At 68.6% G+C, this 21,595-nt stretch carries 15 protein-coding genes and 2 pseudogenes; 7 read left to right on the top strand and 10 right to left on the bottom strand.

All coding sequences use genetic code 11. The annotated features are described in order from the left end of the window. Positions 1-41: 41 nt before the first annotated feature. Together A6A27_RS26845 and A6A27_RS26840 are read right to left on the bottom strand one after the other, a co-directional pair. Positions 42-659 (bottom strand): IS607 family transposase, encoded by a 618-nt coding sequence (locus A6A27_RS26845; RefSeq protein ID WP_073837423.1) that lies wholly within the window; start codon positions 657-659, stop codon positions 42-44. A 248-nt stretch (positions 660-907) separates the two neighbouring features. After that, a complete protein-coding gene (locus A6A27_RS26840) occupies positions 908-4,060 on the bottom strand; it encodes a S8 family peptidase (RefSeq protein ID WP_241825484.1) in 3,153 nt (1,050 codons plus the stop codon). 1,185 nt (positions 4,061-5,245) lie between these two features. Here A6A27_RS26840 and A6A27_RS26830 point away from each other — a divergent pair. Together A6A27_RS26830 and A6A27_RS26825 are read left to right on the top strand one after the other, a co-directional pair. After that, positions 5,246-6,424 carry a nitric oxide synthase oxygenase gene (locus A6A27_RS26830; protein WP_073837441.1) on the top strand — a complete coding sequence of 393 codons (1,179 nt, stop codon included), beginning with the start codon at positions 5,246-5,248 and terminating at the stop codon, positions 6,422-6,424. 3 nt (positions 6,425-6,427) lie between these two features. Then, positions 6,428-7,660, top strand: coding sequence for a globin domain-containing protein (locus A6A27_RS26825; protein ID WP_073837421.1), 1,233 nt, complete (start codon positions 6,428-6,430; stop codon positions 7,658-7,660). A 153-nt stretch (positions 7,661-7,813) separates the two neighbouring features. Here A6A27_RS26825 and A6A27_RS46285 read toward each other — a convergent pair. Then, a pseudogene (locus A6A27_RS46285) lies at positions 7,814-8,737 on the bottom strand (RNA-guided endonuclease InsQ/TnpB family protein); the annotation flags it as partial. 60 nt (positions 8,738-8,797) lie between these two features. Further along, a complete protein-coding gene (locus tag A6A27_RS47655; RefSeq protein WP_443190005.1) occupies positions 8,798-8,908 on the bottom strand; it encodes a helix-turn-helix domain-containing protein in 111 nt (36 codons plus the stop codon). Between the two features lie 92 nt (positions 8,909-9,000). On the opposite strand from A6A27_RS47655, the gene A6A27_RS26815 reads away from it, so the two are divergent. From A6A27_RS26815 to A6A27_RS42365, 3 genes are all read left to right on the top strand, one after another. Beyond that, positions 9,001-9,627: a hypothetical protein gene (locus A6A27_RS26815; RefSeq protein WP_073837420.1), complete on the top strand. Its 627-nt coding sequence runs from the start codon at positions 9,001-9,003 to the stop codon at positions 9,625-9,627. Between the two features lie 5 nt (positions 9,628-9,632). Continuing rightward, on the top strand, positions 9,633-10,115 hold the full coding sequence (locus tag A6A27_RS26810) for a hypothetical protein (RefSeq protein WP_143194173.1): 483 nt from the start codon (positions 9,633-9,635) through the stop codon (positions 10,113-10,115). A gap of 296 nt (positions 10,116-10,411) precedes the next feature. After that, positions 10,412-12,367 carry a DUF5010 domain-containing protein gene (locus A6A27_RS42365; RefSeq protein WP_083672897.1) on the top strand — a complete coding sequence of 652 codons (1,956 nt, stop codon included), beginning with the start codon at positions 10,412-10,414 and terminating at the stop codon, positions 12,365-12,367. Between the two features lie 480 nt (positions 12,368-12,847). Here the strand turns inward: A6A27_RS42365 and A6A27_RS43430 are convergent, their stop codons facing one another. Together A6A27_RS43430 and A6A27_RS26785 are read right to left on the bottom strand one after the other, a co-directional pair. Continuing rightward, a complete protein-coding gene (locus tag A6A27_RS43430; protein ID WP_143194172.1) occupies positions 12,848-13,081 on the bottom strand; it encodes a hypothetical protein in 234 nt (77 codons plus the stop codon). 195 nt (positions 13,082-13,276) lie between these two features. Further along, positions 13,277-14,407 carry a DUF1996 domain-containing protein gene (locus A6A27_RS26785; RefSeq protein ID WP_158074060.1) on the bottom strand — a complete coding sequence of 377 codons (1,131 nt, stop codon included), beginning with the start codon at positions 14,405-14,407 and terminating at the stop codon, positions 13,277-13,279. Positions 14,408-14,935: 528 nt separating this feature from the next. Between A6A27_RS26785 and A6A27_RS47650 the strand changes: the two are divergent. Further along, a pseudogene (locus A6A27_RS47650) lies at positions 14,936-15,358 on the top strand (IS1634 family transposase); the annotation flags it as partial. Positions 15,359-15,441: 83 nt separating this feature from the next. Here A6A27_RS47650 and A6A27_RS26780 read toward each other — a convergent pair. Continuing rightward, positions 15,442-16,014 carry a DUF305 domain-containing protein gene (locus A6A27_RS26780; RefSeq protein ID WP_158074059.1) on the bottom strand — a complete coding sequence of 191 codons (573 nt, stop codon included), beginning with the start codon at positions 16,012-16,014 and terminating at the stop codon, positions 15,442-15,444. Between the two features lie 307 nt (positions 16,015-16,321). Between A6A27_RS26780 and A6A27_RS47645 the strand changes: the two genes are divergently transcribed. Beyond that, positions 16,322-16,465: a helix-turn-helix domain-containing protein gene (locus tag A6A27_RS47645; protein ID WP_143194171.1), complete on the top strand. Its 144-nt coding sequence runs from the start codon at positions 16,322-16,324 to the stop codon at positions 16,463-16,465. On the opposite strand, the gene A6A27_RS26770 is transcribed toward A6A27_RS47645, so the two are convergent. The 3 genes from A6A27_RS26770 to A6A27_RS26760 all read right to left on the bottom strand — a co-directional run bounded on the left by A6A27_RS26770 (position 16,450) and on the right by A6A27_RS26760 (position 21,165). Next, positions 16,450-18,387: a glycosyl hydrolase gene (locus A6A27_RS26770; RefSeq protein WP_241825483.1), complete on the bottom strand. Its 1,938-nt coding sequence runs from the start codon at positions 18,385-18,387 to the stop codon at positions 16,450-16,452. The genes A6A27_RS47645 and A6A27_RS26770 overlap by 16 nt on opposite strands. A gap of 160 nt (positions 18,388-18,547) precedes the next feature. Continuing rightward, a complete protein-coding gene (locus tag A6A27_RS26765) occupies positions 18,548-20,014 on the bottom strand; it encodes an NADH-quinone oxidoreductase subunit NuoF family protein (RefSeq protein ID WP_073837416.1) in 1,467 nt (488 codons plus the stop codon). Next, a complete protein-coding gene (locus tag A6A27_RS26760) occupies positions 20,011-21,165 on the bottom strand; it encodes a hypothetical protein (protein ID WP_073837415.1) in 1,155 nt (384 codons plus the stop codon). The genes A6A27_RS26765 and A6A27_RS26760 overlap by 4 nt, the downstream gene beginning before the upstream one ends. Between the last annotated feature and the right edge of the window lie 430 nt (positions 21,166-21,595).

Here is a 21,595-nt window from a genome sequence, read left to right as displayed (position 1 = left end):
GGTACGGGAGGCTTCGCCCCCGGCCGGCGGCAGCCTCCGGCTCACCGGTCGCTGGCCTGGCATTGCCCGGACTCGGCCAGCAGACGACGCCGGTTCTCCGCCGACCGCATCCCGTACAGGCGCCCCGCGAACGTCGTGACCAACGAAGCAAAGTCCTGCAGCAACTCCTCCCGTCCGCCGAGCTTGTTCGGATGGAGCACTTCCAGGGTGGCGCCGTGCACGGCCAGCAAGTGTTTGAGCCAGCCGACACCGAAGCGCGCAAGCCGGTCCTCATGCGTCACCCGCACCACGGTGACACTTCCGTCGGCGACGGCTCGCAGCAGCCGGTTCAGGCCAGGCCGGTCCTCTCGCAGGCCCGACGCCCGGTCACGGAACACCTTCACGACCTCGCCGGTGGACGTAGTCCGCAGCTCATGCTCCTGAGCCTCCAACGAGGACTCCTGCCCACTGGAGCCAGAGACCCGCACGTACAGGCCCTCCAACCGAAGGCGCGCACCGCCGCCGGTGGGAACCTTCATCGCCTCGACATCGATCGAGGAGAACCGACGCTCGCGGCCCACCCATGTCACCGGAATCTTCCCCGAATCAGCCCACAGGCGAAGCGTCACCGGGTGAACACCAAGACGCTTCGCGGCCTTCGCAAGCCGAAGAAGTTCCACACGATCATCCTATGATCAATGAGGATTCTTAATCAAATTGGTCAGCTTCCCACCACATGCGGAGGTGCTGGTCTCCATCGGCAATTTCCACTCTGCCAACGGCGACCCGGCCTTGGCTGGGCAGGCGTGGAGCGAGGCCCACGCTCGACGGGACGGACTCGCCGATGGCCCGGCGGATCCGCGACCGGCTGCTCTGACACCGGTGACCCGGACGCGGCGCCGGTGGGCGCCGCGTCCGGGGCCCACCCTCAGTACCGGTAGGCGCGGATGATGGTCTGCTTGACCGTGTTACCGCGGGTGTCCGTCGCGGCGGCCCGCAGCGAGACGAAGCCGGTGCCGGCCGGGTTGCGCACCCAGGCGACCGCCTTCTCGCCGGACCGCCGAACGGTCAGCTGCTGCCAGGTCTTGCCGTTGTCGAAGGACGCCTCGACGGTCAAGGTCCTGGTCCGGCCCGGCGCCGCCCCGACCTGACGGTCGAGCGAGATCGGGATCGCGAACAGCCGGCCGGCCGGTGCCCGGTTGTTGATGTCCAGCTTCGGGGTGTACCGGATCGCCGTCATCGGCAGCTTCACCAGTTCGCCGTCGCTCACGTGCCCGGACTTAAAGGTCCACTGCGCGTCGACCACCGTGGACAGGGTGAACGCCGGGTCACTGCGGAAGGTCGCGGTCAGCCGGTAGTCACCCGTGTCTGCGGGCACGTCCCACACCCAGGGCGCCTCGTTCGCGTCGCCGACCTTGACCCCGTTGCGGTAGAGGCTCACCTGCACGCTGCCGCCACGAACAAGCCGGAAGCCCATGTGCCCGGCGCCGTCGCCGTGCAGCGGCCCCGGCCCGCCGATCGTGTCGCCCCAGTAGCGGGTGGCGAACTGCTGGCCGAAGTTCGGTGCCGGAAAGACCGGCCCGGCCACCGCGTTGGCCCACTTCACCGTGTACGTGCGCCCAGGCTTGAAGCTGGTCCACGCCGACTCGTAGTACGTGTACCTCAGCTGGACCGAGGTCGACTGCCACACCGCCTTCTTGTCCTGGTTGTAGTACTCGGTGATGGTGCTCGGCACGTCGTAGGTGAAGCTCGGCGGGACGTTGCGCTCATCGCGGTAGATCGGCGAGTTGCCCGGCGCGTGGGCGACTGCGGCCCGCGAAACCGGCACGCCGGCCACGTCCGCGCTGATCTGGGAGCGGACCGTGGCGAAGTCGCCCGCGCGCAGCTTGCGGGTCAACCCGGTCATCATTTTCTTCGGCTCATAGAGGTAGACCCGGTAGACGTACGGGCTGTTGTGCAGGCTGCCGTCCGGAGCCACCTGGCCCCACATCCCGTGGACGTAGGAGACGAAGCCGGGTGTCTTGCCGGACCCGATCTGCGCGGTCCGCAGGTGGTTGAAGGGGATGGCCATCAGCACGCCGAACGGGTCGTTGCTGCCCCAGATCTGCGGCTGCTCGGTCCGGATCGTCCAGCCGAACTCCTGATGGACCGCGGTGGCCTTCGGATTCGGCACCGACACCGCGATCGGCTTCGCCAAGCGGGTGTCCATGGTGAGCGCCTGGTCCGTGGTCAGGTCAAGGCTCGGGCGCACCAGCGACGTGACGTGCGGGGAGGACGGGTCGCCGGTCAACATGAAGGTCTGGACCACGTAGCGGCCCGCGCGGACCCGGTACCTGGTGGCCGCGGGGTTGTCGAGCACCAGGATGGTCTGCCGGTCCAGGTCGGTCAGGACCGTCAGCCAGCCCTGCTCGGGCGTGGGCGCTCCGCCGTCCGGCCCGATGAGCTTGAGGGTCAGCTGGTGGCGGGCTATGTCGAGCGCGACCGGGGTCTGCACCTGCGTGCCGCCGCCGGTGGCGGTCACCTCACCGCCGAAGTAGCGGTCGGGCAGGTCGGCGCCGGCCTGCACGTTGACGGTCACGGTGGCCGTGCCACCGGCCGGGACCGTCACCGAGGAGGCGTTGAGGCTGAACAGGCCGGCCGGCGCCGGGGCGCCGTCGGCGTCCTTGGCGTCGAGGGAGACCGCCAGCGTGAGGGCGGAAGAGCCGCTGTTCGCGTACGTGATCCTGCGCTGCTGCGCAGCGGTGGTCCGCTCGAAGGCGACGCTGACCGGGCTCGCCGTCACGGTCTGCTGGATCGCCCGGGCGACGTCGAGGAAGCCCGCGCCCTGCTCGTAGACACCGATGGCGTCGCTCGGCTGCGCGGCCGCCATCAGCGTGGCCTTGATCCGCTCAGGCGCCCAGTCCGGGTGCCGCTGAACCAGGTTCGCCGCCGCGCCGGCCACGTGCGGAGTCGCCATCGAGGTGCCGTTGAGGCTGGCGTACCGCGGGTTCGCGGGGAACGGCGGCAGGTCGGAGGTCAAGCTGCGGGCGGCGACGATGTCGACGCCGGGCGCGGTGATGTCCGGCTTGATGCCGGCGTCGCCCGCGCGCGGACCCCGGCTCGAGAAACTGGATAGCTCGCCCGTCTTGGTCACGGCGCCCACGGTCAGCGCCTCGGCCACGTCGCCGGGCGAGTTTACCGTGGACTCGCCGGCCTCGCCGTCGTTGCCGGCGGCGACGACGAAGAGCACGCCGTAGCGGTGGGTGAGGTCGGCCAGGGCCGCCTCGATCGGGTCGGTCTCCGGGCTGTCCGGGCCGCCGAGGCTCATGTTGGCGACCTTCACGCCCTGCTGCGCCGCCCAGGTCATGCCGGCCAGGATCGCTGACTCCGGGCAGCCCACCTCGGTGCAGACCTTGGCGCTGTAGAGGGTCGCGCCGGGCGCCATCCCCTTGTACCGGCCCCGCGACGCGGCCGCGCTGCCTGCGATGGTGGAGGCGACGTGGGTACCGTGGCCGACCCGGTCGAGGGTGTCCGGGTCAGAGGTGAAGTTCTCTACGGCGGCGACATGGCCGGCCAGATCGGGGTGGGTCTGATCGACGCCTGTGTCGATCACGGCGACCTTCACCCCCGCTCCCGTCCAGCCGGCCTGCCATGCCTGCGGCGCCCCGGTCAACGGGACGCTGACGTCGAGGGTGGGGTGGCGCAGCCCGTCGAGCCAGATCTTGTCGAACCCGGCCCGCAGCCGCCGCTCGGTGCCACTCGCGGCGGAAGTCACGTTGTTCCAGAACGACACCGCGTCCGCGCGGCTCTCCGCGACAGCGCTCGCCCCCGACAGCGCCCGGATGGTCCGGGCACCGGCGAGGCCGGCGGAGGCGGCGCCGCTGTGCTGGACGATGAGCGGCAGGGTGGCCCGGGTGTCGTCGTAGCCGAAACCCACCAGCATCGAGATGTCGAAGAGCCGCGCGTCGAGCTTGCCCCGGTTGAGCAGGCCGACGGCATCGGCGGGGATGACCCGCACGTCCTCGCCGGCGCTGTGGGTGATGAACGGGATCCGTTCCCGCCCCTTGCCCGGCACGACATCGACAGCCGTGTGGCCGTCCACAGTGCTAACGTGGACGGTGTCGCCGGTAAGCAGAGTAACCGTCCGGGGCTTGGACGCGACCGCGGGTGCGGTCGCGTCCGGCTTCGCGGCCCAGGGTTGCGCCGACGCCGGCGGACCACCCGGAGCCACTGCCGAAACGCCCAGCACCAACAGCGCCAGCGCGGATATCTTGCGAACTGAACGCATCATTCCCCCTACATGAACGCGAGAGGCATCCGCGTGCTCCGAACGTGGCCCGCTGGGTGAAAGTTCATCCCGAGTGACCTGGATCACAGCCGCTGAACCGGTGTGAGCCCGTAAATCTGGACAACCGAGCTCACATCCGCAGACTCTGCTGGCAGTTCGCCTGGACCTGTTGCTCTTCAACGTCACCACACTGATCGCCTACGGCTACGTCCACGCTGTGCCGGACCTGTTGGCCGCCGCAGGCGACACGCCCGAGGCTCCCGGCTGCGATAACGCGACCCCGGCCGCTTGGGCCATGGACGTGATCCGGGCGCGGAGTTGGCCTGTGGGCATGCCGGAGATGAGATGGCGGAACCACTTCCGGCGGCCGTGCTTCTCTCGGGTTTTCTCCCCGTCGAAGTTCAGGTCCTCGATGGCGATCGCCGTCACGTGGCAGGTTGTCGCCCACTTCAGTAGTCGGGTCAGGGCGTGACGGACCTGGGCATCACGCGAGCACGCCATCGCCACTGCGCGGGCCAGGGCTGGCATTCTCGTGACCCGCGCAGCCCTGGCCTGTCCGTCGGCCACCCGGGTTCCAGCGCACCGCGAGCCCACGACGCGAGCGCGCTGTAGTTGTCGACCCGCCGCAGCACCCGTCTCCGACATGCTGACCAGTACCGACACCACCACCCGCCCGTTGCTGCCGTATCCACACCGCGTCCTCCCTCATTCATGTTCGTCGTGGTATGGGCGTCAGCGGCGCGTTTCGTAGCGGGGATGGGTGAACTGAATTCGGTTCCGGTCCGTCGACGGGGTATGCCCCATCCCCTCCGGTTGGATTCGGGCCGCCGCCGGCCGGAGGGTTGACACCCGGACTCGCCCGAAGTGCCGGCGGCGGTTCGCCGGCCCAAATCCCCGTCGCGGCCGGTTCACGCATCCTCACATCTACTCCCGAAACCCCCACCGTTGGAGACCCGAGTGACGACGAATGTTGCGGTTGGGCAGCAGCAGGCGGAGTGCCTGGGCGGGACAGCGTTACCGCCGGGCAGCTCTTCGATTGAGGAGGTCACCGCCGCCGCGGTGGAGTTTCTGTCGATGTACTACGCCGAACGGCAGCTCCAGGGCGCGGCTGAGCGTATCGCCGGGGTGCGGGAGGAGGTTGCGTCGACTGGCACCTATTGGCATACGCCGGCGGAGCTGGCGTATGGGGCGAGGGTGGCATGGCGGCATTCGGCGCGGTGTATCGGCAGAGTCCGCTGGTCTGGGCTCATGGTCCGTGACCGGCGCACGGTGACCCTCGTGGCGGATATCGCGGTTGAGCTGGCTGAGCACCTGCGGGTGGCCGACAACGGGGGTCGGGTCCGGCCGGTCATCACCGTGTTCGCCCCAGATCACCCAACGACGGGCCCGCGAGCGCGGCTGTGGAACGACCAGCTGATCCGCTACTGCGGCTGGCAGTTGGGCGACCGGCTACTCGGTGACCCGGCGCAGGTCGGCATGGCTGCCGCTGCGCTGCGCCTGGGCTGGCAGCCGCCCTCGGCGCCTGGCCCTTTCGACCTGCTGCCCTGGGTCATCGAGACAGCCGACGAGGACCCGACGGTGGTGCAGCTGCCAGTTCATCTGGTCCGCGAGGTTGCCCTGACCCATCCCCGCTACGGCTGGTTCGCCGAGCTGGGGCTGCGGTGGTACGCCCTGCCGGTGATCAGCAACATGCGGCTGCGGATCGGGGGCGTCGACTACAGCTGCGCCCCGTTCAACGGACACTACCTCGGCGACGAAATCGGCAGCCGCAACCTCAGCGACGTCGACCGCTACGACCAGTTGCGGGCGGTGGCCGCAGGCCTGGAGTTGGACACCAGCAGCACGTCCGCGCTGTGGCGCGAGCACGCCGCCCTGGTCATCAACCAGGCGGTCCTGCACAGCTTCCAGGCCGCCGGTGTCCGGATCTCCGACCCGCACACCGAATCGGAGTTGTTCATGCGCTTCTGCGCTGCTGAGGAACGCGCCGGACGGCCTGTTTACGGCGACTGGTCCTGGCTCAACGGATCGGTCGGCTGGGCCGCGCTGCATGCCGTGCATCACCGCTACTACGACATCCGGACTCCGCCTGACCCGAATTTCTGGCATCCCACCCGGCCGTCGTTCCTGAGGCCGACGTTGCAGGATCGGCACCACCCGACCGGACGACGGGAGGGCTGAGGCATGGACATCGCGGCGCTGCGCCAGAGCTGGAGCGAGGTGGCCGTGGCCGGCCCGGAGGCCGCCCGCTATTTCTACGCGACCCTGTTCGTGATGGCCCCTGAGACCCGGTCGATGTTCCCCATCGACATGCATCATCAGGAGGACAAGCTTTTCGCCGCGCTGGGGCACATCATCGCCCACGTCGACGACGTGAGCGCACTTGCCCAGTTCACGCATCGCCTCGGCGCCGATCACCGTCGGTTCAGCGGCTGGAACCAGCACGGCCAGTTAGTGCAGCTGGCCGAATGCCACTACATCTGGGTTGGCCAGGCGTTGCTGGCCACCCTGGAGCACATCCTCGGCCCCCGGTGGACTCCGGCCCTGCGCGCGGAGTGGGCGGCGGCGTACGAGGCGGTGGCGAAGCTGATGCTCGCTGGGGCGGAGGAGTCGGCTCAGGTGTCACCGCCGTACTGGGAAGCTGAGGTGACCAGCGTGCAGCGCCGGCGAGCCGACATCTGCGTGTTCACCGTCCGCCCGGACTACTGGTGCTCCTACCTGCCGGGGCAGTCGCTGCCGACGCAGGTGCCGGTCCTGCGGACCTGGCGGTACCTGTCGCCGGCCAACGCCCCCCGATCCACCGGGACGCTGGAATTCCACGTCCGCGCCGCCGGCCGGTTCTCCACCCACCTGGTGCGCCGCCTGGCCGTCGGAGACACCCTGCTGCTCGGGCACCCGGTCGGGACCGCGTTGTCGTCGTACGACCGGGCGCCCCACCGGCCGCTGTTGCTCATCGCCGGGGGAACCGGGGTGGCGCCGCTACGCGCGATCGTCGAGCAGTTGCGGCAGGGCCCTGGTCGGCCCACCACCCTCGTCGTCGGCGGACGAACACCAGGCGACCTGTACGACCACGACACGCTCACCCAGCTGGCCGCGTCCACAGGCAGCGGCACCCGGTGGGCCGCCGGTGATGGCCGGTGGCTGCGGTACGTCCCCACGGTGGAAACCGGCTGGGGATGGGACGGCGAGGTCGGCACTGCGGTTGACACCGCGCTGCGGCTGGGATTCTGGGCCGACGCGGACATCCTCGTCTGCGGATCACCGGCCATGACTCAGGCCACGATCACCACGCTGACCGCCGCTGGCGTGCAGGCCGAGCAGATCCTCACCGACAGCTACGACCACACGCTGTATCCGCCCCTTTCTGCAGCCCCAGCGGGGGCGCCGCATGACATCAGCCGGACAGGAGTCCTTTGACATCCTCCCGGCCCTGAAGGGGCCGGGATTCTCACGGTCGCCCGTGAGGTTTCCTGTTTCATCGCCGACTGCCTTTCCGGGAGGTCTCCCTTGAGGCCTTATGTCAGCTCCGCAGGCGTTGTACCTCTCCGCCAGCCCGGCGGCGAGAACGTTCCTGTCAGCGCTGATGTCCTGATCGTGCTCGGTTCCACAGTCGGGACACGTCCAGGTGCGCACGTTCAGGGCGAGGGTGGTGTTGATCCGCCCGCACCCAGAACAGGTCTTGGACGAGGGCAACCACCGGCCGACGGGGATCACCTCACGCCCGTACCAGGCGGCCTTGTACTCCAGGATGCTCCGGAACTGACCCGAGCCCGCGTCGAAGATGACGCAGGCCAGGCGACGGTTGCGGAGCATGTGACGCACGCTGAGGTCTTCGATCACGACCGTTTGGGTCTCACGGACGAGTCGAGTGGTCAGCTTGTGCAGGTGGTCGCTCCGCCGGTGGGCGATACGGGCGTGAATCCGGGCCACCGTGAGCCGGGCCTTGGCCCGGTTGTTGGAGCCCTTCTGTTTGCGGGCCAGGTTCCGCTGCGCCTTGGCCAGCTTGCGCCGGTCGGCCTGCCCGTCACGCGGGTTGGCCACCTTGCCTTCCTCGTCGCTGATTCCGGGGACTGGGTGGGACAGGGTGAGCAGGCTGGTGATACCCGCGTCCACACCAACCTCGCCCGCAACGGGCGGCAGCGGCTTCACGGTCTGGTCCTCCACCAGCAGGGACACGAACCAGCGGCCGGCAGCGTCCCGGGACACCGTGACCGTCGACGGTTCCGCCCCCTCACGCAGAGGCCGCGACCAGACAATGTTCAGCGGCGTGTTCATCTTGCCACGCCACCGGAACGCCGAGCGCGTGTACTCCGCCGACGCCCGCGACTTGCGCCTGGAATTGAACCTCGGGTACCGGGCTCGCTTGTCCCAGAACGCCGCGAGCCCGGCCTGCAGATGCCGCAGCGTCTGCTGCAACGGCACCGAGGGCACCTCGTTGAGGAACGCCAACTCCTGCGTGCGTTTCCAGTCGGTCAGCCACCTCGAGGACTGCACGTAGGTGGTGCGCCGGCGGTCAACCACCCTGGCGCGAGTCCGCGCCTCCAACGCCCTTTTTTAAACCAGACGCACGTACCCGAACGTCCGGGACAACTGCTCAGCCTGCTCAGGAGACGGACAAAAGCGGTACTTGTACGCCCGCTTCACCACTCCACCCACGTCCCACATCCCACCAACAGTCCATATAAGACGAGCACCGAAGGGAGGAAGCGGCGTTTTCTCGCGGCCCTGAACGACCGGGTTGCCACGCCGCAAATCCGATGACCGACCACGCTGCACCGCAGACCGTCGCGAGCCCGGGCGAGGTATCTGAACGGCTCGAGCTGACGGCGAAACGGCACTCACGCGGCCGGACATGGCTTTCGGCCGAGAATGCCGCCGCGTTGGCCCGATACGCCGACGATCGGATCGCCGTGCTCCAAAGAGAGGTCGACCGCAAGGGGCGGGAGATCGAGCAGCTGCGCAGGCAGGTTGAGATGATGCGCTACGGCACCCTGGCGACCAGCGGGCTGCGGCCGGCCGATCCGATCGCCGTGGACCTCACCATGCGAGCGCAGGAAGAGGCCAATCGCACGATCGACGACGCCAGCGTGGAAGGCTCGGAGATCCTGGCCGAGGCCCGCCGGCAAGCCGACGACATCATCGTCGCGGCGCATGAGCAGGCCACCGAAATTGCCGGCCACGCCGGACCGTATGTCGGCGAACTGCAACGGCAACTACGCGAGCTCAAAAGACGGCACATGACCCTCGTGGAGGCTGCCATCGAAGCCGGCCAGCAGCTGGCCCAGTGGCAGGTATACCTGGGCGCTCAAGCCGACCAGCTTCACGCCAGCGCCAAAGCCGCCGGACGCGCCGGCGATCGCCTACAGGCCGCGATCGAGGGATGAAGCGGATGCTGTTCGCGGTTCCCTGGATCGACCGGGACAGGATGATCGAGGATCCCACTCCGATCCCGGCCAACCGGTACTTCGACATCACCGCCGAGTTCGCTGCGGGGTTCGCCCGCCTCGGCCCGGCGGACCTACCGCCGTCGGTCATCGCCCGGTACGGGCCCGCGTACGCACCGTTGCAACTCCAGCGCCTCGACGACCAAGAGGCCTTTGTCGCCGCGCTGCTGGCGGAGCTGTTCACGCCCCGCCGAGTCACCTATCTGGAGCTGGCCGACTACGCCGTGCCGCCCCCGCTCGCGGCCCTGCTCGCCGTGGAACCTGACGCGCTGATAGCGCTGTGCTGGAGCGACCTCGGCAGTACCAGTCACCCCGAATCGCTCCTGCGCGGGCCCGCCCCCCTCGTAACGCACAGGTCCCGCCTCGTCCGGCCCGAACCCGACCCGGAGTATCTACGCGGTGAGCACCGGTCGGGCCCAATGACCTGACGGCGCCGATGCCGTATGCCCGGCATGTTCGGCGGGTGTCCGCTGCCACCTGGTCTGCATTCCCGTTACCGGGAATAAGAATGAACGGCGGTCCGCGGAATGCCGTCGTAGGGACTGCACGGTTTCGTAACCGAGGACTGGAAGACCTGCAAAAGGTGTCCCTGGTTTCAGTTTGAATGGCCCCGGGCCGCCGCTGCCCATCGACCGGCCGCGGCGGCTGTTCACAGAGAGTTGATTGAGTGTCACGAATAACGCTACCGCGCCTACGACGTCGGTTGCTCGTATCGTTTCTGGCCATGGCGGCGGTCGCTGGAGTAGCGGTAGCGCGGGTGCCCACCGCGACGGCCGCCGACGCGACGTCAACGCCGGTCCTCGTCACGGGTGGTTCGACCTTGTCGCATCGCAAGCCTGGAATAACCGGCGCGTTGGGTGTGACCTTCGGCTTCGAAGATCGAACGCTAGCCGGCGGCCCGTACGAAAATCGGGGGAACCATATCTACAACCTTCCGCTCTACACAGCCAACACCGAATCGGCCGCCCGATTCTGGGACAACTATGTCGAGGAGTTGGTGTCTGCGGGCGTCGACTTCGTTGCCGTGGTTTCGCGCGGGTATGTCCCAGGAACAGCAATCCCTAATAATGGCGGGGATCCGCGGGCGCTCAGCGGGCTGGTCGACGCGATCAACCGGGCCGGAGGCGCGGCAGCCGGCCTCAAGATCGCCGCGTTCGACGACACTCCCGCGACGATGACCGACAAAAAGAATCAGATCAAGCACAGGACCGGCGGCTACATACCGCTGTTCGACATGGGTGACGCGACCGGGACCGGCGAGGGCGGGTACCAGTACCTCTGGAACAACGACCTCGAAGAATTCTTCCGGAGGGTGCCCGACCAGCTGCTCTATAAGGTGAATGGGCAGCCGGTTGTGTACCTATGGTCCATCAACGACTTCGCCTTCACCAATCAGGGCGACGGTAACTCGGCCAGGATGCTCGAGTACGTCCGAAAGCAGGCACAGGCCACCTTCGGGCAGAACCCGTACTTTGTCGTCGACCAAAGCTGGTTGCAGCAAGACGCGGCGGTCGCATCCATTGCGGACGGAGCGAACAACTGGTTCGGTGTGCCCGGCCCGGCGTACACCAACCGGACCTTCAATGGCAGCACCTACGGAGTCACCGTCCCGTCGTTCCACTACGTGACCACGACAACGAATATGGTGATTGATCCGAGCCACGGGCAGACGCTGGTGAATAACCTGGAAGCCACGGTCAACGCGGGTGACACGCTCACGCTCGTCGAGGGCTACACGGACTGGCTAGAAGGAGCCGCGCTGTGGCGTACGAAGGCTGGTTCGTACGAGGCGACCATGCGGGACTACCCGAACCAAAACCTGCGGGCCCTGCGCAGATACTCGCAGAACCCGTTCCCTAAGTCCATGACGGTGCAGGCCGAGAGTGCCGACTTCGTCAATGACACGACGGCGGGCAATGCGGGGAAAATCTATCGAGGCGATGACCTTGATGTGGAGGCCACCACGGACATCGACGGAGGCTGGAACGTCGGCTTTGTCGACGCCGACGAGTGGCAGCAGTGGAAGGAGGTTCCGATGCAGGGGACAGAGAACCTCCAAGTTCGTATCGCGACGCCGAACTCAGGGATGAAACTCCAGTTCACCATCGATGGTGTAGCCGGACCGGTCGTAGCGGTACCGAACACCGGAGGCTGGCAGAACTGGCAGACAATTGACGCCGGAACCTTCCAGTTCAATCCGGGCACCTACCACACGGTGCAGATCCGCTACCTGACCGGTGGAGTGAACATCAACTGGTGGAACGCCGTAAACATCGCGCAGCAGACGCCGGTGATCAGCCTGCGTGCGCGCGCCAACGGCATGTTGGTGAGTGCCGAGAACGCGGGTGCGTCCCCGCTGATCGCCAACCGCACCGCGATCGGAACGTGGGAGAAGTTCGACCAGATCGACCTCGGCAACGGCAATATTGCCCTGCGCGCGCACGCGAACGGCAGGATCGTGTGCGCGGAGAAGGGCGGTGCGTCGCCACTGATCGCGAACCGCACGGCTGTCGGTGGTTGGGAGACGTTCAAAATCATGCGCAACCCGGATGGCAGCATCAGCCTGAAAGCGCAGGCCAACAACGCCTACGTTTCGGCCGAAAACGGTGGAGACCTGCCCCTGATCGCCAACCGCACCGCGATCGGAACGTGGGAGAAGTTCGATCTGATCACCAACTGACCGCCAGTCCGGTGGGGACCGCAAACGCGTGCCCCACCGGACGGTGCGCATGCGTCCTTCGCGGCCCTGGAGCCAACCGGAACCACCTCGCCACCGACTCGTGGCCCGGCCGCAACGCCTCGGCGTGCAGACGCATGGCCAGCGGTGAGGAAAGCCCGGGTTCGATCGAGGAACCGCCTGACTGCAGGTCGATTAAGCAGGTCCTCAACGCACGCCGGGCACTGAACGTCGATCCCCGTCGTTAATGCGGTCGAGCTCCTTGCCCCAGACTGCGTCGCCGTTTAAACCGAGTACGGCTTGCTTGCAGGTACCGGATGTTGCGGTTACTCAGCAGCCACCGCAAGATCACGCCGGCGTCGCCTCGCGCCCGTCGGCGACGAGCGTGGCCCGATGCTCCAGCAGACGTGTGAGGCGGGCCCCGAAGGCCGGCAGGTCGCTCACGCGGCCAATGTACGCGGCGCCATCTCCTCTGCAGGGGCATCACGGAACGCGCTGCGCCTCGGCCAGCGCCTGGTGACCAAGGTAACCGCCTCCGGACCAGGCCGAGGAGCGTTCGTCGGCATCCGATCCGTCACGACCGCCGCTGATACCGACACCCGGCGGCAGGGTTGGACCCGATCCGACCGTGATCGCACGTTCAAGCTGGAGCACTGGGACTACGACGCCGACCAGATCGCTGGCATCGACCACGACATCGGCGCGACCCTCGTGCAAACCACCACCGTCACCGGCGAGGCCCAGCTCATCGCGGCCCTCAGCATGGAACCTGCGACCCGAACAGTGCCTTTACCCCTGGCAGACCGACGATCCGAAGTAGCAGCCCAACCTCACACCGCAGAAGCTCCCCGATCCACAGGTCTTGACGATTTCTCATCACGGAACAGTGCTCGACGATGGCGCGGGTTTGCGTTACCTCTGGTATCCGTAGTTGTCGCAGGTCCGGCGCTGAAGGATGCAGTTCTTGGTGCGCTTGTTCATGGTGTCGGCGTCCCACATCACAAACGCGTCACCGTGCATTGATGAGGCGCTCTTGCCCTGCTTGTCGGAGGAGAGGTAGTAGCCCTCCGGGGTGCCCTTTGCCCCGTACTGGATGTCGAAGGTGATCGCCGGGATCTTCACCGGGTGACTGGGCGGGCAGGCGTTGCCGGCGCCGAAGGCCACGTGGTCCTTGTGGTTGGGGCTGTCCAGGTGCTTGCCGTCCCAGCAGTCGGGGAACTGCATCATAAAGTGCAGCGTGGCGTTCCCGCCGCAGATGGGCCAGTTGCCGTTGGCGCTGCGGGCAACCCCGTCGAGGTCGCCGGGACCATAGAAGGCGCAGTAGAACTGGCCCGTCGCGCCACGCGGTGTCGGCTGCTTCTTCTTGGCATCGCCGGCAATCATGCGCAGACCGTTGGGCATCGGCATCTGCCCGGTCGAGTTGTTCATGAACGAGCGGTAGTAGACCCGAAAGCCCGTGGTCTCGACCGGCCTGCCGGTCGCGTTGTCGTAGAGCGTCGGCACCCAGTAGGCAGAGTGGTCCTGGACCGGCTTACAGGTGGTGGCCGTGAACTTCGTCAGATCCTCGGCCACGGTGTGCGCGTCGGCGGCTTTGTTGCCCACGAAGGAGTGCATGTGCGAGGCACCTGGGAGACCGGGAGCGACAATCGGGTCGTCCGGCAGCGAGTGGCTGTACTGGCAGTCTGCCCGAAACTCCGGCAGGTTACCCACACCCGCCGGGACAGGGTCGATCGCCAATGCCTTGTACGCATCGACCTGCGCCTTCCAGGCCGCGTGGTCAACCGGGATCCAGCCACCTGCGGAAACCTTCGGCGTGGCAGCGGCCGAGGGCGCCGCAGAGGCCGAAGGCGTCGCAGTGGCCGAAGGCTCGGCAGAGCCGGAGCCGGGCGGCGACGCGCTGAACGACTCCGTCTGTCCGGCCGACGGCGAGGCGTATTCGAGGGCGTTGCCCGCGCTCGACGGTTCGGGCTCAGCGGCAGCGCCGGCCAGGTACACACCTGCGGCCGCGACGACGATCACACCGACAGCCACGCCGACAGCCACGCCCCGCCTGCCCCGGACGAGCCGCCCCAGGAGACCGGGGCCCGGCGGCGGAGCCGCGTCGGGTTCGCGGAATGATGTGTACGACATGCACACTCCCCAAAGAGCAAGACACGACAAGCTGACCGGACAACCACGGCCGCCGGTTTGGTATGCGCACCCCGGCCGCCAATAGGTTTCTAAACATCCTTAAAGCACGGATCGCTACCGACGAATAGCTCGTGAGGACGCCGTCTGCGAGGACCACCGCCTGCACTCGTCAGCCACGAGTCGCGCGCCTTGCCGGCTGTGCCGACCGTTTGATCAGATGCACGCTCACGCCGCGAACGGCGCGCGGGCCCTCGTCACGGCGCGTAACCCACGAGTCTTCGCGTCACATGCTTCACAGAAACCCTCGCTCTGCCCTCTGCGCTCTGGGTCTGCGCCCAGAGCGCAACCACCTGACACCAGCGATAATCCAGCCGTTACAGGGCTGACCAACTTCACTACGGATCCATGGCCCCAAAGGTTCATGGGGCCTTGGCCGTCCCATCTGACGGCCAAGGCCTCGCCGAGGTCGAACACGACACGCGCGACTGGCGGTTCGGCCCGGTCATCACCGTCGCCGACCGCGGCTTCTCCAGCGCCGACAACCAGGCCTACCTGCGCCGCGCCGGGGGGCACCACATTGCAGGGATGCCGCATTCGCGGCCGCAACCCGCTCGTCGACCAGGTCCTGTCCTGGCAGGGCTGCTACCAGCAGGTCCGTGACAACCTGCGCGTCGAGGATGTCAACATCGACAGCCAGAATGCCCGGTTCGTCAATTGCCACAACCCAAACAGGCCGAACCCGACAAGACGCTGCATGACGTCATCGCCCTCATCAACGCCGAGCTCGCCCGAATAGCCGAGCAACGCCGGCGGGACGCCCGGCGCCCGTCGGGCGACAAGACTACGAACTGCGAACCCGCGGCCAGGACGACATTCTTTGGGCTCCCCGGCCAGGGCGGTCGACCCGGCGGGCCATCGGAAGACCGCCGGGTCGACTGCGCTCGCCGTCAGGGCGTAGACGAAATCGCGCCCAGTTCGGTGAGCTGTTCGGAGCGGAGTTGCTTGAGACGTGCGGCGAAGGCCTTGACCTCGTCGCTCCCGCCGGCATTCTCCTCACCGGTGGCAACCACGCTGCTCTGCTTCAAGTGCCCCTGAAGCAGTTCGGTGATCCGCGCGTCCCGGTTGCCTGGCGGTGCGGCCCGCAGTTCGGCGAGTTGATCATCGAAGATCATGCCGGGCATCCGATGTCCCTCGTGGATGTTCTGCTCTGCCACGCCACCTGCGGCCAGCAACGCCCGCATTTCTTCCAACTCCACCCGATGCGTGCTGGCGGCCCGCGCGGCCAGGTCGCGCAGGGCGGGGGCGTCGGCGACGGTCTGGACGACACTGAAAAACGTCAGGGCGCTCTCGTTGATCGGGATCATCAACTGGAGAAAGGCGCCGTCGGTGGCGCTGAGGACGACCGGAGCGGACGCCACGGAGGCGGATGTCGCCGCCGGACTGGAAGCGGTCAACGCCGCCGGGGTGCTGTGGGCGCGCTGGCCGAGCGTCAGTGATCCCGCGACGGCCAGCGCCGTCACGATCAAGGTTGCGGCGACAGCGGCAAACCTACGGGCGCTGGCCTGAGCGGTCAGGGGCGCTCCATCACCGGGCATCGTTGCGTACCCGTCGTTTGGGCCGTAGTTGAGCGTTGTGTGGTCTCCTCGCAATCCGTCACGAGCGTGACGGCGGCACCGAGCACCGCGCGCGACAAGCGTGCGGGACCACCTGGGTACGGGGAAAATCATCGAAATTGCGGCGTGGAGACCCGGCCGTTCAGGGCCGGGAGGAAACGCCGATTCCTCCCCTCGCTGATCGTCTTACATGGACGGTTGGTAGCTGTGAGGCGTGGGTGAGGTGGTGAAGCGGTCGTACAAGTGCCGCTTTCCGTCTCCTGAGCAGAGTGAGCAGTTGAACCGGACGTTCGGTTGCGTGCGTCTGGTGTACAGCCGGGCGCCGGCCACCGGGCGTCATCGTCAGCGCGCGACCTGAAAGGCGCGACCGACCGCAGTCGCCTCGCTGCCAGTGCGGAAGAGACCGGTCAAATCCTTGTCCGTGGCGGGCAGGCCGAACCAGGCGTAGCGGTGCAACCAGGGCAGCCCGCCCAGCATCCGGGTCGCTGCGGTGAGGAACGCGGCCTGCTGTTTCTGGCTCGGGAACCGGACTCCGTTGGAAAAGTCGATCAAGGCGAACTCGGTGAGCCAGATCGGCAGCTTGTAGCGCTTGTAGACCGCCTGGAGATAGGACTCGAGCTGGTCGACCGCGTTGGCGGTCGAGAAGTCGCCCCCATACCAGTGCAGGGCGATGAAGTCGACCCGGTAGTCGCGTTTCTTGGCACCGGCCATGAAGCGGTCGAGCCACTCGCCTGGCCGGTCCCCGCCCCAGGCCACCGCCGGACTGCCCAGCGGGAGACCGGTCGCCTCCAACTGCGGCCACAGGTCGAGCGCCTGCTCCACGCTCATGTTCGCCTGGCCACCCATGTCCGGCTCGTTGAACGCGAGCAGGCAACGGCCGTTCTTCTTGGCCTGTTGCAGGTTGCTGGGAGTGACGCTGTCCGCTCCCCAGATCATCGGGACGAACTCGGTGCCCTCTGGGGTGATAATGCCCGGGTGGCCCACGCCCCAGGTGTAGTACCAGCTCGCCTTGGAACTGGCCAGCGCCTGGCTGACACCGTTGAAGGTCCAGACGCCGACGCCCTTCCTGTGCGTGGTCACCGCGGGCGCCGGGGCGGCCGGACGGGCCGTCGTCGATGTCGGCTTCGGGGATGCCGCCGGGGCCGCCTTGGGAGCGGATGTGGTCGGCGGGGGCGGGCTGGCCAGCGCGGTCGGCGACCTCGGGGCCTCCCCCGCCGGTGCCGCCACCGACGGGGGCGCCGATCCGGTCCGCTGGGCCACGACGATCGCCCCGACCACTAGGGCGGCCACGGCGACGGCCGCGGCGATCGGGCCCGCATTCCTGGCCGAGCCGAACGGGATGAGGCTGCTCAACCGGCGTGGACGCCTTGCGTGGGCATCCCTGGGCGCAGCGCCGTTAGGCCGCCGGCCGGCGGTGCGCCCGAACGCCTCGACCGCCTGCCGGGTTGGCGGCGCAGGGTGGGCGGCGGCCGGCGCCACGTACTGGGTGGCGGCAACGGGCGGGACGGTCGACTGCGCCAGGCCGGCCACGATGCCCACGGCGCTCCGGGGTGGAACCGGCAGCAGTGGAAGCCCCGCGAGCAGGCGGTCGATCGGGAGCAGATCGCCAGTCTCGCCGACGCACCTCCAGCACTCCCACACGTGGCGCGCCAGGCGCTTGCGCCACAGCGGGCTCGGCCGGCCGTCCCACGCCCGGCTCAACTCGCGCCAACCTGGGCAGGAGGAGCCGGACCGCAGCGCTCGGACCACGGCTCGGGACACCTGCAACTGTTCCTTCATCCGCTGGATCCGGACCGCCGCGTGACTCTCGCTCATGCCGAGCGCCGCGGCCAGGTCGGCCCGATCCAGTTCCCCGGTCGCCTCAAGCCACCAGAGGGCGAGCAAATTCTGGTCGCCCTCGTCCACCCAGCGGGTTGACTCGGCCACCTCGCGGCGTTGGCCTGTCAGGCCAAGCCGCAGGATCGTGATCCCGGCGAAGTCCGCGGCCGGGTCGGGCACCTCGGATGCGACGTCGCGGTTCGCGCCATGGTCCAGCGCCACGCGGCGCTGCCCGCGATCGCTTATCTGGCGGACGGTGATGGCGATCAGCCACGACCGGTACGCGGCCGCATCTCGAAGGTTGGGCAGATGACGGACGACGCGCAGCAGGCACTCCTGGACCGCGTCGTCGACGTCGGCGCGCCCCTGCAAGGCCCGGCCGACGATGTTGTAAACAAGCGGGAGGGAAGCCGCCGCCAAGGCGTCAAGCGCCTGCGGATCGCCGGCGCGGGCGGCGATCACCAATCCCGTGTCTATTCCACGCCTACCACTGACGCGCATCGTTCCCACTCCTCCACATGACCGAACCGCTACACACGGGCCGTTGCGGCGAATCCCCCGACCAACGCCTCCCACCAGGAGACGGGCGGGCCGTGCCGGGACAACGCTGCGACCGGTCCAACTACCCGCCTCCGGTCAGCCGCAGCGCCAGCGCCGGACACATTCGCACTGCGCGGCGGGCCCGGCCCTCTAGCCAGACCGGCACCGGCGTCGGCGGGAAGGCCGGGAATCCATTGCTGTCCAATCGGACGAACTCCGGTACGACGTGGGCGCAGAGCCCATGCCCGTCGCATCGGGACCAGTCCACGGTGAGCCGGGCGCGCGCGGTGCCCGAACCCGCGGGCACGCCGAGCTGGTTCTTGACCGGCCGGCCGCACCCGTGCCGGGAGGCGTGCGTGGCGATGTCATCGCTGAGCACCGCCAGGGCGGAGGCGGCCAGGCGCGCGGCGCCGTCCGGGTGGCCGCACGCGCCACGTCCGTGGACCGCGCCGGCGGCCGCCCGGACCAGCTCCGCCGATCCGGTCCCGGCCACGATGAGGTCCACGGTGCGGGCGAGGTCCGACAGGCCGAGGCGGCACGGCCCGCACTGGCCGGCGGACTCGGCCGCGAGGAAGTTCACCACCTGGGCCAGCTCGCCGAGCGGGCAGGTATCCGGGCCGATCGAGACGACGACGCCGGCACCCAACGTGCCGCCAACCGCGGCGAACCCGGCGCGGGAGACCGTCGCCCGATCCGCCGACCTCGCGGTGATCCAGGTGCCGTGGTAGCCGCCGGTCAGCACGGCCGCGCCGGCCGGCACCTGGCACAGCTCAAGTACTCGTCGCAGCGGCGTCCCGGTCGGGCATTCCACCACCGCCGGCCGGGCCGCGGCGCCGCTCACCGTGAGTAGCACGGTGCCGGGTTCGTCGGCTACGCCGACACAGGAGTATCCGGACGGCCCGAGGCGGGCCGCCAACGCCAGGTGGGCGTACGTCTCCGCGTTGGACAGCAGCGTCGGTAGCGAGTTGACACCCGAGTCGCTGGCCCGCGTCTTGATCCCCGGTGGGACGTGCGCCTCGCCGTTGATGCCGCGTACCAGCGCGCCGCCCTCTCCGGAGACGAACCGGTGCGGGACCGTGACGATGCCGGTCGGCACCGGCATCCGCCGCTCCGCCAACGCGGCAGCGAGCGAGCCCTCGCCGACCCCGTCGTCGGTCAGCCCGACGACGATCTTCTCGGCGCCGATGGCTTCGGCGGCCAGCGCCGCGCCGTCGAGGATCAGGTGGGGTGCCCGGCTGAGAAGCACCTTGTCCTTCCAGGACGCCGGTTCACTCTCAGTCGCGTTGACCACCACCACCGCCGGCAGTTGCCGCCGCTGGGCCGACTCTAGGACGGCACGCACCTTGCGGCCGAACGGGAAGCCTGCTCCGCCCCGGCCCGAAAGCCGGATCTCGTCGGCGAGTCGGACCAGAAGGTTGGCGTTCAACGCCCGCAGCGGGCCGTGCACTTTGCGGTGGGCTGTCGCGTCCAGCCGGCCGTACTCGTCGAAGCCCGCAGTCAGCCGTGGCGGTCTGAAGTGGGTGACCGCGGGAAGGCTTGCCCGGCTCACTGTGCCTCACCCCGCAGCCGGGCCCAGTAGGCTCCCTCTTCGGCGAGTTCCTCCGCCACTTGACGCTTGCGACGGGACCGGCCCGAGGCTGCCTCGGCCTCGGTTGCCGCACCAGACCGGTGCGAGGGGAGGTCGGCCAGGGCGGGCCGGCGATCCGGGCCCGGTTGGCCAGCCTGGGGCCCGGCGATCCTCCGCTGCGGTGCGTCGGATCCGGCGTCGCCCGGAACCTGACTGCGGTGGCCACTGGCGTCGTCCAGGGTTTGACTCTGCCGACGGGCGGTGTGCCACTCGGCAGCCGGCTCCGCGGCCCGCCGCGCCGTCGGGGATCCGGGCGATGGGTGCAAGAGGTAGCCCTGGCCGTCCACGGCCCGGCGACCGGCGCGATCCTCCGGCCGAGGCCGGTTGGCCACCTCGTCGGTGGGACGGCGCTCAAACCAGGACTCTACTGGCCACGGATGGGGGTGCTGGACGGTCGGACGGCCGCCGACGGTCGGACGGCGAGAACCGCCCCATCCGGCGACGGCAGGTTTGGTGGAGTGGGAGCCAGGCATCGGCGGCACGGCGGCGCCGTCCCGGGCCGGCCTGCCGAGCGGACTGACGTAGCTGGTGCTCCGGTCGCGGCTGCGCGCAAAGCTGCCGACGAGCCGCACCAGCAGCGCCACCACCACGGCCAGAACGCAGCCGAGATAGCTGTGTACCACCCAGGCGGCGGCCGGCCGTCCGGAGTCGAGGCCGTGTAGCAGCGCCGCCGGCCAGGAGATGTACGCCCCGCTGTGCAGGACCCGCCACAGCCACGGCCGGTCGGAGCCGGCGAACCGGGCCCTGATCAGGCCGGTCCACAGCACGCTCACCATGAGGTACACCGCCAGCGCGCCCAACCCGACGGCGAGTCCCCCGCCGCCGAGGAAGGGCAGCATCACGCCGACCGCCGACGTGTGCCCCTCGGTGATCATGCTCATGACGTGGAGCACGACCGCGCCGACGGCCAGAATGCCCAGCGTGCGGTGGACGGACTGCAGCAGCACACGGTGCCGGTTCCGCAGCACGATACGATCGGTCGCGAACACGCCGGCCATGACGGTAAGGGTGAGCAGGACGAGGGTGAGCACGCCCGCGTAGTACTCGACGAGGGCGAGCGTGTAGCCGAACACTCTCCGGTCGATAGGGGCCAGCGGCGACACCGCCCAACACGCCACCAGCACCGTGACACCCCCCATGCCGGCGGCGAGCCGGCCTGCCGGGGACCGGCCGCCACGACCGCCGGACGGCGCGCCCCGTTCGATTTGCCTTGTCCGGGCCATCCATTCCTCGATCTTCCATCGTCTGGCCGGCGCGTCCGGCCGACGACCGCCGGTCCTCCGCGCCGCAATGCTGGAACCGAGCCGATCTATCGCGAAGGGGCCTCGGTACGCGGTGCCAGCCCGTCACCATTCCGCGTCCGCCGACACCGGCGGGCCAGGCCGCCCGTGCGAAAGGAACGCAACTGGATGAAGGCGTATCGGTAACTGGGTTGGCGGTCACGCGGCGAGGGCGATATTGCGTAGGTGGGGGGGGCGATTGCTGCGGGTAGGGATCAGGCTG

The sequence above is a fragment of the Micromonospora sp. CB01531 genome (genome assembly GCF_001905095.1).
Classification (GTDB): Bacteria; Actinomycetota; Actinomycetes; order Mycobacteriales; family Micromonosporaceae; genus Micromonospora.
This window is presented reverse-complemented; position numbering and strand designations above follow the sequence as displayed.